Here is a 12,933-nt window from a genome sequence, read left to right on the forward strand (position 1 = left end):
ATGGCCGGCGATTTCACTGCCGAGCAGAAGCGCTATCTCGAAGGCTTCGCCTCCGGCTTTCAGGCCTCGCGCGCGCGACGCGCCACGCCGATCAAGGAAACGCCGATCGGCCCCGACGCCATTCATTTCGCGGCGCAGGATCGCGCAATCGCCAATGGCGGCGCGCTCAATGAGCAAGAGAAGATCAAGCGCGAAGAACATCCATTTGACGCCTATGCGCGCCTCGTCGCGCAGGCGAGCCGGAACGAGCCGCCCAAGCCCGCCGATAATTTCCGCTGGCGCTATCATGGGCTGTTCTATGTCGCGCCGACGCAGACCTCCTATATGTGTCGTCTGCGGATTCCCAATGGAACGCTCACCCATTGGCAGCTCGCCGGTCTCGCCGATCTCGCCGATCGTCACGGCGGCGGCTATTTGCATGTGACGACGCGCGCCAATCTGCAAATTCGCGAGATCGAGCCCAAGAGCGCCGTCGCGATGATCGAAGGCGTGCAGAGCCTCGGCCTGTGGACGCGCGGTTCCGGCGCAGACAATATTCGCAACATCACCGGAACGCCGACCGCCGGCATCGATCCGCAGGAGCTCATCGACACGCGGCCCTTGGCGCGCGCGCTGCATTTTCACATTCTCAACGACCGCTCGCTCTCCGGCCTGCCGCGCAAATTCAACATCGCTTTCGATGGCGGCGGCCGCATCGCCGTTCTCGAGGATACCAATGACGTCGCCTTTCAGGCGATCGAGCTTCGCGACGGGCATGAGCTCGGGACGGGCGTCTATTTCCGTCTCGCGCTCGGCGGAATCACCGGCCATAAGGATCTCGCGCGCGACACTGGCGTGATCGTTCCGCCGGACGAAGCCGTCGAGATCGCCGACGCCATATTGCGCGTCTTCATCGAGACAGGCGACCGCACGAATCGCGCGCGGGCGCGACTGAAATATGTTCTCGATCAATTGGGCTTCGATCGATTTCTGACGCTGGTCGAGGAAAAGCTCGGCCGTCCGCTGCTACGCGCGCCGCAAGAAGCGATTGCGCAACGGCCCGGCTTCGACAGGCTCGCGCATATCGGCGCGCATGCGCAGAAAGAGGCGCAGAAGAGCTGGATCGGCGTCGCATTGAAGCTCGGTCTCCTGACGAGCGACGAGGCGCGCGGTCTCACGACGATCGCGCGCGAGCTCGGAGATGGCGACATAAGGCTCACCGTCTGGCAAAACCTGCTCATTTCTGGAGTTGCCGATGCGCAGATCGGAGAGGCGCTCGCGCGGATCGAAGCGCTCGGCCTTGCGACGAAGGCGTCGCCGATCCGCGCGGGCCTCGTCGCCTGCACCGGCAATGTCGGCTGCCGTTTCGCCGCCGCCGACACCAAAAGGCATGCGGACGAGATCGCGACCTATTGCGAAGAGAGAATCGAGATCGACACGCCGATCAACATACATTTGACTGGCTGCCGTCATTCCTGCGCTCAGCATTATATCGGCGACATCGGCCTCGTCGGCGCGCGCGTTCCGATCAATGCGGAAGGCGATACGGTCGAAGGCTACAATTTGATTGTCGGCGGCGGCTTCGGCGCGGAGGGCGCGATCGGCCGCGAGCTGCTCGAGAATGTCGCGGCGACAGATGCGCCACGCAAGATCGAGAGCCTGCTGCGCGCCTATCTCGCGCATCGCGCCACGCGCGAAGAGAGCTTCGTCGCCTTCACGCGACGCCATGACATGGAGGCTTTACGGCGCTTGATCGCGGAGACGGATCAATGACCAAGATCACGCAGCCGCAACGTCTCGATCTCATTCCGCCCTCGGCTCCCTTCTCCGAGGAGCAGCGCGCCTGGCTCAACGGTTTTTTCGCCGGGCTGATGTCGATGGACGACGCCGGCGTCGTCGCTCTGTCGCCAGCGGAAAATGCGGCCATAGCCGGCGAGGCGGATGACGGCGCGGCGCCTTGGCATGATCCGACGCTGCAATTGCAGGAGCGCATGACGCTCGCGCAAGGCCGTCCGCTGCGACGGCGCATAATGGCCGCAATGGCGCAGCAGGATTGCGGCCAATGCGGCTATGATTGCCAAAATTATGCGGAAGCGCTGTTCGCCGGCAAGGAGGAACGTCTCAATCTCTGCGCGCCGGGCGGCAAGGACACAGCGCGCATGTTGAAGACGCTCACGCAAGAGCGCGACGCTACGCCATCCACCGGGATAGAGCCGCCGGCGCCTCCCTGCTCGCCGTCCACATCGGCGCCGGGCCGCTCACGCGACAATCCGGTCGAGGCGATATTTTTGTCGCGTCGGAGGCTGAACAAGCCGGCCTCGGAAAAGGAGACATGGCATATAGAACTCGATCTTTCGAAGAGCGGGATCGATTACAGCGTCGGCGATTCGCTCGGCGTCTTCGCGCAGAATGATCTCGGCCTCGTCGATCAGATCATCGCCATGATCGGCGCCTCGCCGCTCGCGCCAGTGAGGGGCAAGAGTCTTCGCGAAGCGCTGCGTGACGATTGCGCGCTTTCGCCTGCGCCCGATCGGCTCTTCGAGCTGATCTCTTTCCTCACCGGCGGCGAGACGCGCGCCAAGGCGCGCGCGCTGGCGCAGGGCGAAGATAGCGACAATGACGCCGATCTCGACGTGCTGGCGGCCTTGATGAAATTTCCGGGCGTGCGGCCGCATGCGGAAGCTTTCGTCGAGGCGCTAGAACCTCTGCAGCCGCGGCTCTATTCCATATCCTCCTCGCCAAAGGCGGCTCCAGGGCGCGTATCGCTCACTGTCGACGCCGTGCGCTACAAGATCGGCAAACGCCTGCGCAAAGGCGTCGCCTCCACTTTTCTCGCCGAGCGCATCGAGAGCGAAGCGCCGGTGAAAGTCTATGTGCAGGCGTCGCATGGCTTCTCGCTTCCGAATGATCCGAATGCGCCGGTCGTCATGATCGGCCCCGGCACGGGCGTGGCGCCGTTTCGCGCTTTTCTTCAGGAGCGGCAGGCGATCGGCGCGCGCGGGCGCAATTGGCTGTTCTTCGGTCATCAGCGTAGCGATTGCGATTTCTTTTACTCCGATGAATTGAACGCGATGAAGTCATCCGGCGTGCTCACGCGCCTCTCGCTCGCCTGGTCGCGGGACGGCTCCGAAAAATTCTACGTGCAGGACCGCATGCGCGAAGTAGGCCGCGATCTCTTCGCCTGGCTCGCCGAAGGCGCGCATATCTATGTCTGTGGCGACGCCAAGCGCATGGCCAAGGATGTCGAGCGCGCGCTCGTCGATATCGTCGCGCAATATGGCGCGCGCGCCACGGACGAAGCCGTCGCCTTCGTCGCGGAATTGAAGAAGAGCGGCCGCTACCGACAGGATGTCTATTGATGCAGAGGGTCGATCCACGCAGCGCCTCTGTCGCGACCATTTGCCCTTATTGCGGCGTCGGCTGCGGCGTGCTGGCGACGCCGGATGGATGCGGCGGCGCGACTGTCGCCGGCGATCCAGATCATCCGGCCAATCACGGGCGGCTGTGCTCCAAAGGCTCCGCCCTGCATGAGACGCTGTCGCTGGACGGGCGTCTGCTGCATCCGATGCTGCGCGCCGGCGAGACGCTGCGACGCGCGACATGGGACGAGGCGCTCGATCATGTCGCGCAGGGCTTTGCGCGCGTCATCGATACGCATGGACCGCAGGCGGTCGCCTTCTATCTCTCCGGCCAATTGCTGACGGAGGATTATTACGCGGCGAACAAGCTGATCAAAGGCTTCATCGGCTCGCCGCATGTCGACACAAATTCGCGGCTGTGCATGGCCTCGACAGTGGCGGGACATAAGCGCGCTCTGGGCGCCGATGTCGTACCGGGATGCTATGAGGATCTCGACTGCGCCGATCTCATCGTGCTCGTCGGCTCCAATGCGGCCTGGTGTCATCCGATCTTGTTTCAGCGCATGTTGCGCAACAAGCAGGAGCGTGGCGCGAAGATCGTCGTCATCGATCCGCGCCGCACGGCGACTGCGGAAGAGGCCGATCTCTTTCTGCCCATCGCGCCCGGCGGCGATGTCGCGCTCTTCTGCGGCCTGCTCGTGCATCTCGTCGCCAATGGCGCGACCTGCGACGATTACATCGCGCAGCATACGGAAGGCTTCGCGCAGGCGCTCGACGCCGCGCGCGAAATCGCGCCGACCATCGCCGCGACAGCAACGGCGACCGGGCTGCACGAGGTCGATGTCGCGGCTTTCTTCGAGCTCTTTGCCACAACGCCGAAGACTGTCACCGCCTTTTCCCAGGGCGTCAATCAATCCGCGCAGGGAACGGACAAGGTCGACGCGATCATTCATTGTCATCTCGCGACAGGGCGCATCGGCGCGCCGGGCGCCGCGCCCTTCTCGCTCACAGGCCAGCCCAACGCCATGGGCGGACGCGAGGTCGGCGGCCTCGCCAATCAGCTCGCCGCGCATATGGGCTTTTCCAGCGAGGAGGTCGATCGCGTGCGGCGCTTCTGGAATGCGCCGCGCATTGCGACGCATGAAGGCCTCAAGGCCGTCCAAATGTTCGGGGCCATTGCGCGCGGCGAGATAAAGGCGCTGTGGGTGATGGGAACCAATCCCGCCGTCTCGCTGCCTCGAGCGGATGATGCGCGCGCGGCGCTGGCGAAGCTCGATCTCTTCGTCGTCTCCGACAATGTGCTGTCGAACGACACGATAAACGCCGGCACGCATGTGCTGCTGCCGGCGCAAGCCTGGGGCGAGAAATCCGGCACGGTCACGAATTCGGAACGGCGCATCTCGCGTCAGCGCGCCTTTCTGCCATCGCCCGGCGAGGCGCAGCCGGATTGGCGCATCGTCAGCGACGTCGCGACGCGCATGAGCTTTAGCGACGCTTTCCGTTTTCAATCCGCTGCGGATGTGTTTCGCGAACATGCGGCGCTCTCGGCTTTCGAGAATGACGGCACGCGCAGCTTCGACATAGGCGGGCTCGCAACGCTCTCGGATGAAGCCTATGACGCGCTGCATCCGACGTTTTGGCCGATCCGCGCCGGCGAGACTAAAGGGCGCGAACGCTTTTTCAGCGAGGGCGGCTATTTCACCGCCAATGGCAAGGCGCGCTTCACCGCGCCGGAGCCGCCGTCGCTGAAAACCGGGACGACGGCGGCCTTTCCCTTCCGCCTCAACACGGGGCGCATTCGCGACCAGTGGCACACGATGACGCGCACGGGCAAGAGCCCGCGTCTCGCTCGGCATTCGCCCTTTCCCTTCGTCGAGATTCATCCCGCCGACGCGGCGCCGCTCGGTCTCGTCGACAACGGCTTCGCCTGCGTTTCGACGCGCCATGGCGAGTGCCTGCTCGCAGTGTCCGTCACCGATCGGCAGCGGCGCGGGCAATTATTCGCGCCCATTCATTGGAGCGACGAGACGTCTTCTTTCGCGCGCGTCGGCTCGCTCGTCGCCGCGATCGTCGATCCGCATTCGGGGCAGCCGGAAGCGAAGGCGACGCCAGCCCGCATAGATGCGGTCGCATTCAAATCGCGCGGCTTTCTGCTCTCGCGCGCGCCGCTGCGGCCGACGATCGCCGCGCTCGGAACCAAAGTCGCCGTCGCTGGCGGCCATGGGCTTCTCTTCGCCTCGGACGCGGCTCTCGCATCATGGCGCGATTATGCGGCGTCGCTCGGCGGTGAGGCCGATATTGCGGAATATCTCGACGAGGCGCGCGGGATCTATCGCGTCGCGCGCTTTCGTGAGCAGCGCGTCGATTTCTGTCTCTTCGTCGGAAGAGAGGATGCGCGCGGCGCCTTCGACGCGGCGACCTCGCTGTTCGAGACAGAGACGCTCGGCTCGGAGCAGCGCAAAGCGCTTTTGTCGGGGCGCTCGCCCGATGGCGCAGCGCAGGATGGTCCGATCGTCTGCGCCTGCTTCGGCGTCGGCGCCAAGGCGATCGATACGGCGATCGCGAATGGCGCGCGCAGCGTCGCCGCGATCGGCGAGAAGCTGCGCGCTGGCACCAATTGCGGCTCCTGCATTCCAGAGCTGAAGCGCGCCATCGCCACGGCGCGCGCCTGCTGCGAGGAGTGACAGCGGCTACTTATCTCGTCAGCGCCGCGACGCCGGGAAGCTCCTTGCCCTCGAGCCATTCGAGGAAAGCGCCGCCAGCGGTCGAGAGATAGCTGAACTCCTGCGCCGCATGGGCCTGGTTGAGCGCGGCCACAGTGTCGCCGCCGCCGGCGACGGAGAGCAGCTTTCCTTCCACCGTCAGCCGCGCCGCCGTCTGCGCGACGGCGTTGGTGCCTTCATCGAAAGGCGGCAGCTCGAAGGCGCCGAGCGGGCCGTTCCAGACCAGCGTCTTCGCCTTGGCGAGCAGGCTCTCTATATGGGCGATGCTCTTCGGCCCGACGTCGAGGATCATGTCGCTCTCGCCGACATGCTCGATCGCGACGATATGCGAAGGCGCATGCGCCTCGAATTTCTGCGCGACAGTGGCGTCGATCGGCAGCACGATCTCGCAATTGGACGATTGCGCATCGGCGAGAATGGCGCGCGCCTTCTCGAGCAGATCATGCTCGCACAGCGATTTGCCGACTGGCTTGCCCTCAGCGGCGAGGAAAGTATTGGCCATGCCGCCGCCGATGACGAGAATATCGACCTTGCGAATGAGATTGCCGAGCAGATCGAGCTTGGTGGAGATTTTCGCGCCGCCGACGATCGCCATGACGGGACGCGCGGGATGTTCCAGCGCCTCGGAGAGCGCCTGCAGCTCCGCCTGCATGGTGCGGCCTGCGTAGGCCGGCAGAAGATGCGCGAGCCCTTCCGTCGAGGCGTGCGCGCGATGCGCGGCGGAGAAGGCGTCATTCACATAAATGTCGCCGAGCTTGGCGAGCTGCGCCGCGAAGGCGGGATCGTTCTTCTCCTCGCCCTTGTGGAAGCGCGTGTTCTCGAGCAGCAGAATATCGCCATTCTTCAGCTGCGCGATGGCCGCGCCGGCGACATCGCCGACGCAATCATCGGCGAAGGCGATCTTGCGCTTGGCCGTCTCCTCTATCGCGGAGACGATGGGCTTCAAGGAATCCTCTTCCTTGCGTTCGCCCTTGGGACGGCCGAAATGGGCGAGAAGGATGACCTTGCCGCCCTTTTTCGAAATATCCTCTATCGTCGGCAGCACGCGCTCTATGCGCGTCTTGTCGGTGACGACGCCATTCTCGGTCGGCACATTGAGATCGACGCGCAACAGGACGCGCTTGCCGTCGAGATCGGCGGAATCGAGCGTTTTGAAGGAGGAGGTCATGTCACCTCTTCAGAAAGTTCATAGCGAAGATCAGTATGCCCGAGCCGAGAGCCCAGGTGGTGAAAACGATGCCGAGCATCGTCCATGTGGACGGAAGACCGGCGATGCGGGCGTCGAGACCGCTCAAGCGTCCGTCGAGGCCGGTAAGGCGCCCATCGACTTTCGCAATATCGATCTCGATCTTCGTCAAGCGCCCGCCCTGTCCCTTCAGGTCGGAACTCAACTCCTTGAGCAAGGACTTGATTTCCGAAATATCAGACTCGAGGCGGGCCACTCTTTGTTCGAGCATAGGATCCTCCGGACCGTCCCCACCGCCGCTCATTCGCGCCCGGCTCGGGTCAAAGGGAACAATTTCGGCCATAACGTCAATCCGTATCGATAGGTTTGGCGGCGTCTCTCAAAATTTTCCATAAATGCCGCTCGATCATGCCGCAGCGCTGGCAAACGAGATCGACCGCATCGCCGTTGAATGCGCCTAAACTCGGGCGTTGCGCGGCTTCGAAAATCCGAGAAGCGATAAGGTAGAAGCTCTCGCTTCCGCAACGCAAGCATCTGAGCTTCGGAAACGCCACATCGACGGCTTTCGCCATATCGACGAGCGATGCGTCGGTCTCTCGCGCCTCGCGCTCGCCCGCGTCGGTCCCGCCACTCGATTGGTCCACCATCTTCGCCCCTAAAGCGTCAGAGCAATCCGCCGATCGTCGCGGCGACATCCGTCATGCGGCCGGAGAAGCCCCATTCATTGTCGTACCAGGACAGGACGCGCACCAGCTCGCCCTCGATCACCTTGGTCTGATCGAGATGAAACACGGATGAACGCGGATCATGGTTGAAATCGACCGAGACATTCTTGTCGTCGGTGTAACCGAGCACACCCTTCAACGGGCCGTCGGCGGCGGCGATGATGGCGGCGTTGATCTCTTCCTTGCTCGTCGCGCGCTTGGGCACGAATTTGAGATCGACAGCCGAGACATTGGGCGTCGGCACGCGAATGGCGGCGCCGTCGAGCTTGCCCTTCAGTTCCGGCAGCACCAGGCCCACGGCCTTCGCCGCGCCGGTGGAAGTGGGAATCATCGACAGAGCGGCGGCGCGGGCGCGATAGAGGTCCTTGTGATAGGTGTCCAGCGTCGGCTGGTCGCCCGTGTAGGAGTGGATCGTCGTCATGAAGCCGCGCTCAATGCCAATGGCGTCATTCAGCACCTTGGCGACGGGCGCGAGGCAATTGGTGGTGCAGGAGGCGTTGGAGATCACGAGATCGTCCTTCGTGATCTTGTCCTGATTGACTCCATAGACGACGGTGATGTCCGCTCCCTCGGAGGGCGCGGAGACCAGCACGCGCCTTGCGCCGGCGTCGAGCAGCGCTTTGGCCTTGTCGCGCGCGGTGAAAAGGCCCGTGCATTCCAGCGCAATGTCGACGCCCAGCGCCTTATACGGCAGCTCGGCCGGATTTTTGATCGCCGTGGCCTTGATCGGCCCCTGGCCCACGTCGATCGAATCGCCTTCGACCTTCACCTCGCGGGGGAAACGGCCATGAACGGAATCATAGCGCAGCAGATGGGCGTTGGTCTCGACGGAGCCGAGATCGTTGATCGTCACCACCTCGAGGTCGGTGCGGCCGGTCTCGACGATGTAGCGAAGAATATTGCGTCCGATGCGTCCGAACCCATTGATCGCCACTCTCACGGCCATAGCGGTGCTCCTTCTCATCTGCTCGCTCGGGCGGGGCCGGGCGGCCGCTGAACCGCCCAAAATCGGGGCTTTGCCCATTTTGCCGCATTTTCTGGCGGCGAACGCCCGCTCGAATGAGCGGCTTGATAACAGGTCGCGCCCCCCTGTCAACGCGGTCACAGGTCGCTCTGCGGCGGAGTCGCGGCTCGGATTGGGGTTTACGCGATTGCTGCTAGGCGTTAACGATTCGTACGTGCGAATCTAATCGCGATCGGTCCGGTTTCCATATGACGCAAGTCCCACACAGGCTCGATGACGCGCTGCAACGGCTCTCCGCCGCGCTGGAGCGGCTGGAGGAGACCGTCGCGCGCCGAATAGAGGTCGAGCTGTCGCACGCGGATCTCGAAGAGGAGCTCGCCGTCATGCAGGACGATCGCAGCCGTCTCGGCCTCGAGCTCGACGCCGCCCTCGCCCAGAACAGCGCGCTGGAGAAGGCGCGCGACGAGGTGCTGACGCGTCTCGACCGCACGAGCCTCGGCATTATCGCCGTGCTCGGCGAGGAGGACCGGGCGCAGAGCTAGATCGCGCGTTTCGATCGGCGCAGTCGGTCGGAAGCGTTCCATTGAAATGCGGGAACGCCATGCGATCCGGCGGGGTCGGATGGCGCTGTAGTCAGAGGCGGCGAATGGCGCATGTGGTGGTGACGATCGCGGGCCGGACCTATCGCATGGCCTGTGAGGATGGCGAGGAAGCCAATCTCGACGAGCTGGCCAAGCTCGTCGAAAACAAGATCTTGTCCCTGCGCGAAGGCTTCGGCGACATTGGCGAGCAGCGCATCACCGTGATGGCGGCGCTCACCCTCGCCGATGAGGCGTCGATCGCGACGCGCAAGCTCGAGGCCCTGCAAGCGGAGCTGGCGACGCTGCGCGAGAATGCGGCAGCGGCGAAAGAGGCCGAGGCCGCTCTGGTGGAGAAGCTCGCCGCAGCGCTGGAAGATGCGACGACGCGGGTCGAGCGCCTCTCGCGCGATCTTCAGCACGGGGGCGCGGAGGACGCGCCTCCGGCGCTCTGACGCAGCACGGGGGCGCGTGGAGACGCCCCCTATACTCTGAGATCAGCGGCCCCAGGCCTCGAAGGCGGGCTCGTGCTTGACCTTCTCGAGATCGTCGGCCTGCTGCGACAGCTGAATATGCCGGCGCTCCGCCGCGTCGCGCTCCGCGCCGTCCTTGAGAATGGCGATCTTGAGCTGCTCGGTCGCCTTGCGGGCGAGGCCGTTGATCCAGCGGTTGATATTGCTGACGACCAGATTCTTGCGCGCCAGCTCGGCGTCTCGGCCGGTCGCGTCGCTCTTCAAAATGTCGCGCTCCTTGACCGCCGCGGCGAGCTGCGCGTCGAGCTCGGCGAGCTTGTCCGGCGCGGCGCCGGCGCGCGCCTTCTCGATGGCGGCGATGCCGTCATCCAGCCAGGAGATTTGCTGCGCGAGCACGCCGTCCTTGATCGGCCCTTTGACGTCGAAGGAATTGGGCAGCGGAAAGAAGGGGCTGATCTCCACCGCACGCGCCGGAGCGGCCGCGAAGGGCGCCGAGATCAGAACGGCCAGAGCCAGTGTGGCGAATTTCGACATGTTTCTCTCCCATGCCGGCGGGTCGTTGCGTCATGAAGGCGCGCCTTTTTCCCGGCGCGCCGCCGCCCGCGGCTGCGCAAGACTGGGCCAATGACGTGACCAAGGCAAGTCGTTCTCGTCCCCTCGCCGCTTTCCCCTCGTCGCTCTCCTCGGACCTCGCCGCCCACGAGCCCGCCGCATCGGATAGCGGGGCCTTCCCGTCCGCGACCTTTTTTCACGCGAGCGCGGGCGGGGCCGGTTCCGCATCCGCGATGCCGTTGATCCGGCGTCGATATATTGCGCTGCAGCTCCGCCCTACACAATGGCGGGCCGGCGTGCGATAATAGGTTCGTTGAAGCGCACGCTCGACGCCCATCATCGACAGGGCCGCGCCGGCGCATTATTTTCACCAACGTCAGAATCGTCGTCTCGCCGCCGACAAAGGCGGCCGATTTCTAATTCTTATCGATACGATCGGGATACGTGGAAAAAAGATTAGATTGTCTTCAAAGGCGAGGCCAATGCTAGAACTCGACTGTGGCAACTGCTCGAACGAAACGATGCAGGGTCTCCGAACGCTTCAGCACGAGGTGCTCGAGCGTCTGGCGCGCGGCAAGCCGCTGCGCGAGACGATGGACGAGCTGTGCCTTCGCGCCGAGCAGCTCGCGCCGCAGGTCGTGTGCTCCGTCCTCACTGTCGATCGCGAGGGCCGTCTGCATCCTCTCGCCGGCCCGAGCCTGCCATCGCATTATTCCGACTCGCTCGACGGCCTTCGCATCGGGCCGGACGTCGGCTCCTGCGGCGCGGCCGCCTATTTCGGCGAGCCCGTCGAGGTCACGGATATGGAGAATGATCCGCGCTGGGCGGCTTTTCGAGCCATGACCACTCCGCTCGGCCTGCGCGCCTGCTGGTCCTCTCCCATTCGCGCCTCGGACGATCGCGTCATCGGCACTTTCGCCTTTTATTATCGCACCTGCCGCGGCGCGAGCCCGCTGGAGCGCACGATCGTCGAGACCTGCGTGAATCTCTGCGCCATCGCGCTCGAGCAAGAAGAGCGCAAGGAGCGCATCCGCCGGCTCGCCTATTTCGACGCCATCACCGGCGTCGCCAACCGCGCATCCCTGGAGCAGCAGGGCGAGATCGTCATCGCCGCCGCTGTCGCCAATGGCTTTTGCGCCGCGATCCACTGCATCGATCTCGATAATTTCAAGGAGATCAACGACACGCTGGGGCATAGGGCCGGCGATATTCTGCTGCGGTCGGTGGCCGAGCGCATCTCCTCCGTCGTCGGCAAGGCCGATATCGTCGCCCGCATCGGCGGCGATGAATTCGCCGTGGTGCAATCGCACGCCGGCTCGGTCGCCGATATCGGCGGCTTCGCGATGCGGCTGATGGAGGCGATGGCCGCCCCTTTCGATCTCGAGGAGGCGATGGCGACGGTCGGCGTCAGCGTCGGCATCGCCCGCGCGCCGGAGGACGGGCTCGATCTGCGGACACTGATGCGCAAGGCGGATTTCGCCTTGTACGAAGCCAAATCCAGCGGCCGCGCCCATTTTCGCTTCTTCGATCCCGACATTGAGACGCGCATCGCCGCCAATCGGCGCATTTGGCAGGATTTGCGGGAGGCGGTCGCCGCCGGCGAGTTCGAGCTCCATTTCCAGCCCATCGTCGCGCTCGGCGTCACGCGCGTCTGCGGCTATGAGGCGTTGCTGCGCTGGCGGCATCCGCGCGACGGCCTGCGCACGCCGGAGGATTTCCTCCCCGTCGCGACCAAGGCCGGCCTGCTCTACGAGATCGGCGCCTGGATTTTGAACGAGGCCTGCGCCAGCGCTTCCGCTCTGCCGCCCGATGCGCGCATCAGCGTCAACGTCACCCAGGCGCAATTGGAGAAGACCGGCTTCGCCCGCGACGTCGCCGAGGCGCTCGCCGCCTCCGGCATGGATCCGAGCCGGCTGGAGATCGAGATCGCCAGCTCCGTCCGCCTCGCCGACAATGCCGAGATTCTGCGCTGCCTCACCGCGATCCGCGCGCTCGGCGTCTCCATCGCGCTCGATGATTTCGGCTGCGGCGGAGCCGCGCTCGCGCATCTCCACACGCTGCCGGTCGATCGCGTCAAGGTCGGCCGCTCGCTGACGCAGCAGGCGCAATCCAATCCCCGCGCAGCCACCATTGTGCGGTCGATCGTCGCCCTCGTTCATGAGCTCGGCATAGCGGCGACGGCCGAGGGCGTCGAGACCGATGCGCAGCTGCGCATTCTGCGCCAGCTCGGCTGCGATGAGATTCAGGGTTATGTCATCAGCCCGCCGCAACCGCTCCGCGCATTCGTCGAGGGCCTCGCGCCGGCCGGCCGCGTCCGCCCGCCCGTCTCGCTCGCCTGAAAATCACTCGATCAGAATATCGCTCGCGCCATCCGCGCCCTTCCGACGGGCGCGG

At 64.6% G+C, this 12,933-nt stretch carries 11 protein-coding genes; 6 read left to right on the forward strand and 5 right to left on the reverse strand.

Annotation, left to right across the window (positions count from 1 at the left end):
• From GYH34_RS00080 to GYH34_RS00090, 3 genes are read left to right on the forward strand one after another with little or no spacing between them, the layout of a single operon-like run.
• The gene (locus tag GYH34_RS00080; protein WP_161914819.1) at positions 1 to 1,752 is read left to right on the forward strand and encodes a NirA family protein; all 1,752 of its coding nucleotides are present in this window, start codon (positions 1 to 3) and stop codon (positions 1,750 to 1,752) included.
• Complete coding sequence (locus tag GYH34_RS00085; protein WP_161911820.1) at positions 1,749 to 3,338, forward strand: sulfite reductase subunit alpha; 1,590 nt, start codon at positions 1,749 to 1,751, stop codon at positions 3,336 to 3,338. Before GYH34_RS00080 ends, GYH34_RS00085 begins: the two co-directional genes overlap by 4 nt.
• A complete protein-coding gene (locus GYH34_RS00090) occupies positions 3,338 to 6,022 on the forward strand; it encodes a nitrate reductase (protein ID WP_161911821.1) in 2,685 nt (894 codons plus the stop codon). The genes GYH34_RS00085 and GYH34_RS00090 overlap by 1 nt, the downstream gene beginning before the upstream one ends.
• A 10-nt stretch (positions 6,023 to 6,032) precedes the next feature.
• On the opposite strand, the gene GYH34_RS00095 is transcribed toward GYH34_RS00090, so the two are convergent.
• The 4 genes from GYH34_RS00095 to gap form a co-directional block, all read right to left on the reverse strand.
• Positions 6,033 to 7,229: a phosphoglycerate kinase gene (locus GYH34_RS00095; RefSeq protein WP_161911822.1), complete on the reverse strand. Its 1,197-nt coding sequence runs from the start codon at positions 7,227 to 7,229 to the stop codon at positions 6,033 to 6,035.
• Position 7,230: 1 nt separating this feature from the next.
• Positions 7,231 to 7,590: a hypothetical protein gene (locus GYH34_RS00100; protein WP_161911823.1), complete on the reverse strand. Its 360-nt coding sequence runs from the start codon at positions 7,588 to 7,590 to the stop codon at positions 7,231 to 7,233.
• A 4-nt stretch (positions 7,591 to 7,594) separates the two neighbouring features.
• Positions 7,595 to 7,819, reverse strand: coding sequence for a hypothetical protein (locus GYH34_RS00105; RefSeq protein ID WP_161911824.1), 225 nt, complete (start codon positions 7,817 to 7,819; stop codon positions 7,595 to 7,597).
• Positions 7,820 to 7,910: 91 nt separating this feature from the next.
• Positions 7,911 to 8,918: a type I glyceraldehyde-3-phosphate dehydrogenase gene (gene gap, locus GYH34_RS00110; protein WP_161911825.1), complete on the reverse strand. Its 1,008-nt coding sequence runs from the start codon at positions 8,916 to 8,918 to the stop codon at positions 7,911 to 7,913.
• 266 nt (positions 8,919 to 9,184) lie between these two features.
• Here gap and GYH34_RS00115 point away from each other — a divergent pair, with 266 nt between their 5' ends.
• Complete coding sequence (locus GYH34_RS00115; RefSeq protein ID WP_161911826.1) at positions 9,185 to 9,478, forward strand: DUF4164 family protein; 294 nt, start codon at positions 9,185 to 9,187, stop codon at positions 9,476 to 9,478.
• Positions 9,479 to 9,582: 104 nt separating this feature from the next.
• On the forward strand, positions 9,583 to 9,969 hold the full coding sequence (locus tag GYH34_RS00120) for a cell division protein ZapA (protein ID WP_161911827.1): 387 nt from the start codon (positions 9,583 to 9,585) through the stop codon (positions 9,967 to 9,969).
• Positions 9,970 to 10,011: 42 nt separating this feature from the next.
• Here GYH34_RS00120 and GYH34_RS00125 read toward each other — a convergent pair whose 3' ends face one another.
• Positions 10,012 to 10,521 carry a hypothetical protein gene (locus GYH34_RS00125; protein WP_244635205.1) on the reverse strand — a complete coding sequence of 170 codons (510 nt, stop codon included), beginning with the start codon at positions 10,519 to 10,521 and terminating at the stop codon, positions 10,012 to 10,014.
• A gap of 539 nt (positions 10,522 to 11,060) precedes the next feature.
• Here GYH34_RS00125 and GYH34_RS00130 point away from each other — a divergent pair.
• A complete protein-coding gene (locus GYH34_RS00130) occupies positions 11,061 to 12,878 on the forward strand; it encodes an EAL domain-containing protein (RefSeq protein WP_161911828.1) in 1,818 nt (605 codons plus the stop codon).
• Positions 12,879 to 12,933 lie beyond the last annotated feature (55 nt).

It is taken from the genome of Methylosinus sp. C49, from assembly GCF_009936375.1.
Classification (GTDB): Bacteria; Pseudomonadota; Alphaproteobacteria; order Rhizobiales; family Beijerinckiaceae; genus Methylosinus.

Bases quoted from the DNA above. Each gene is read 5' to 3' on its own strand.
- GYH34_RS00100 (WP_161911823.1), bottom strand. From the start codon at position 7,590: ATGGCCGAAATTGTTCCCTTTGACCCGAGCCGGGCGCGAATGAGCGGC.
- GYH34_RS00080 (WP_161914819.1), top strand. From the start codon at position 1: ATGGCCGGCGATTTCACTGCCGAGCAGAAGCGCTATCTCGAAGGCTTC.
- GYH34_RS00090 (WP_161911821.1), top strand. From the start codon at position 3,338: ATGCAGAGGGTCGATCCACGCAGCGCCTCTGTCGCGACCATTTGCCCT.
- GYH34_RS00115 (WP_161911826.1), top strand. From the start codon at position 9,185: ATGACGCAAGTCCCACACAGGCTCGATGACGCGCTGCAACGGCTCTCC.
- GYH34_RS00105 (WP_161911824.1), bottom strand. From the start codon at position 7,819: ATGGCGAAAGCCGTCGATGTGGCGTTTCCGAAGCTCAGATGCTTGCGT.
- gap (WP_161911825.1), bottom strand. From the start codon at position 8,918: ATGGCCGTGAGAGTGGCGATCAATGGGTTCGGACGCATCGGACGCAAT.
- GYH34_RS00125 (WP_244635205.1), bottom strand. From the start codon at position 10,521: ATGTCGAAATTCGCCACACTGGCTCTGGCCGTTCTGATCTCGGCGCCC.
- GYH34_RS00130 (WP_161911828.1), top strand. From the start codon at position 11,061: ATGCAGGGTCTCCGAACGCTTCAGCACGAGGTGCTCGAGCGTCTGGCG.
- GYH34_RS00120 (WP_161911827.1), top strand. From the start codon at position 9,583: ATGGCGCATGTGGTGGTGACGATCGCGGGCCGGACCTATCGCATGGCC.
- GYH34_RS00095 (WP_161911822.1), bottom strand. From the start codon at position 7,229: ATGACCTCCTCCTTCAAAACGCTCGATTCCGCCGATCTCGACGGCAAG.
- GYH34_RS00085 (WP_161911820.1), top strand. From the start codon at position 1,749: ATGACCAAGATCACGCAGCCGCAACGTCTCGATCTCATTCCGCCCTCG.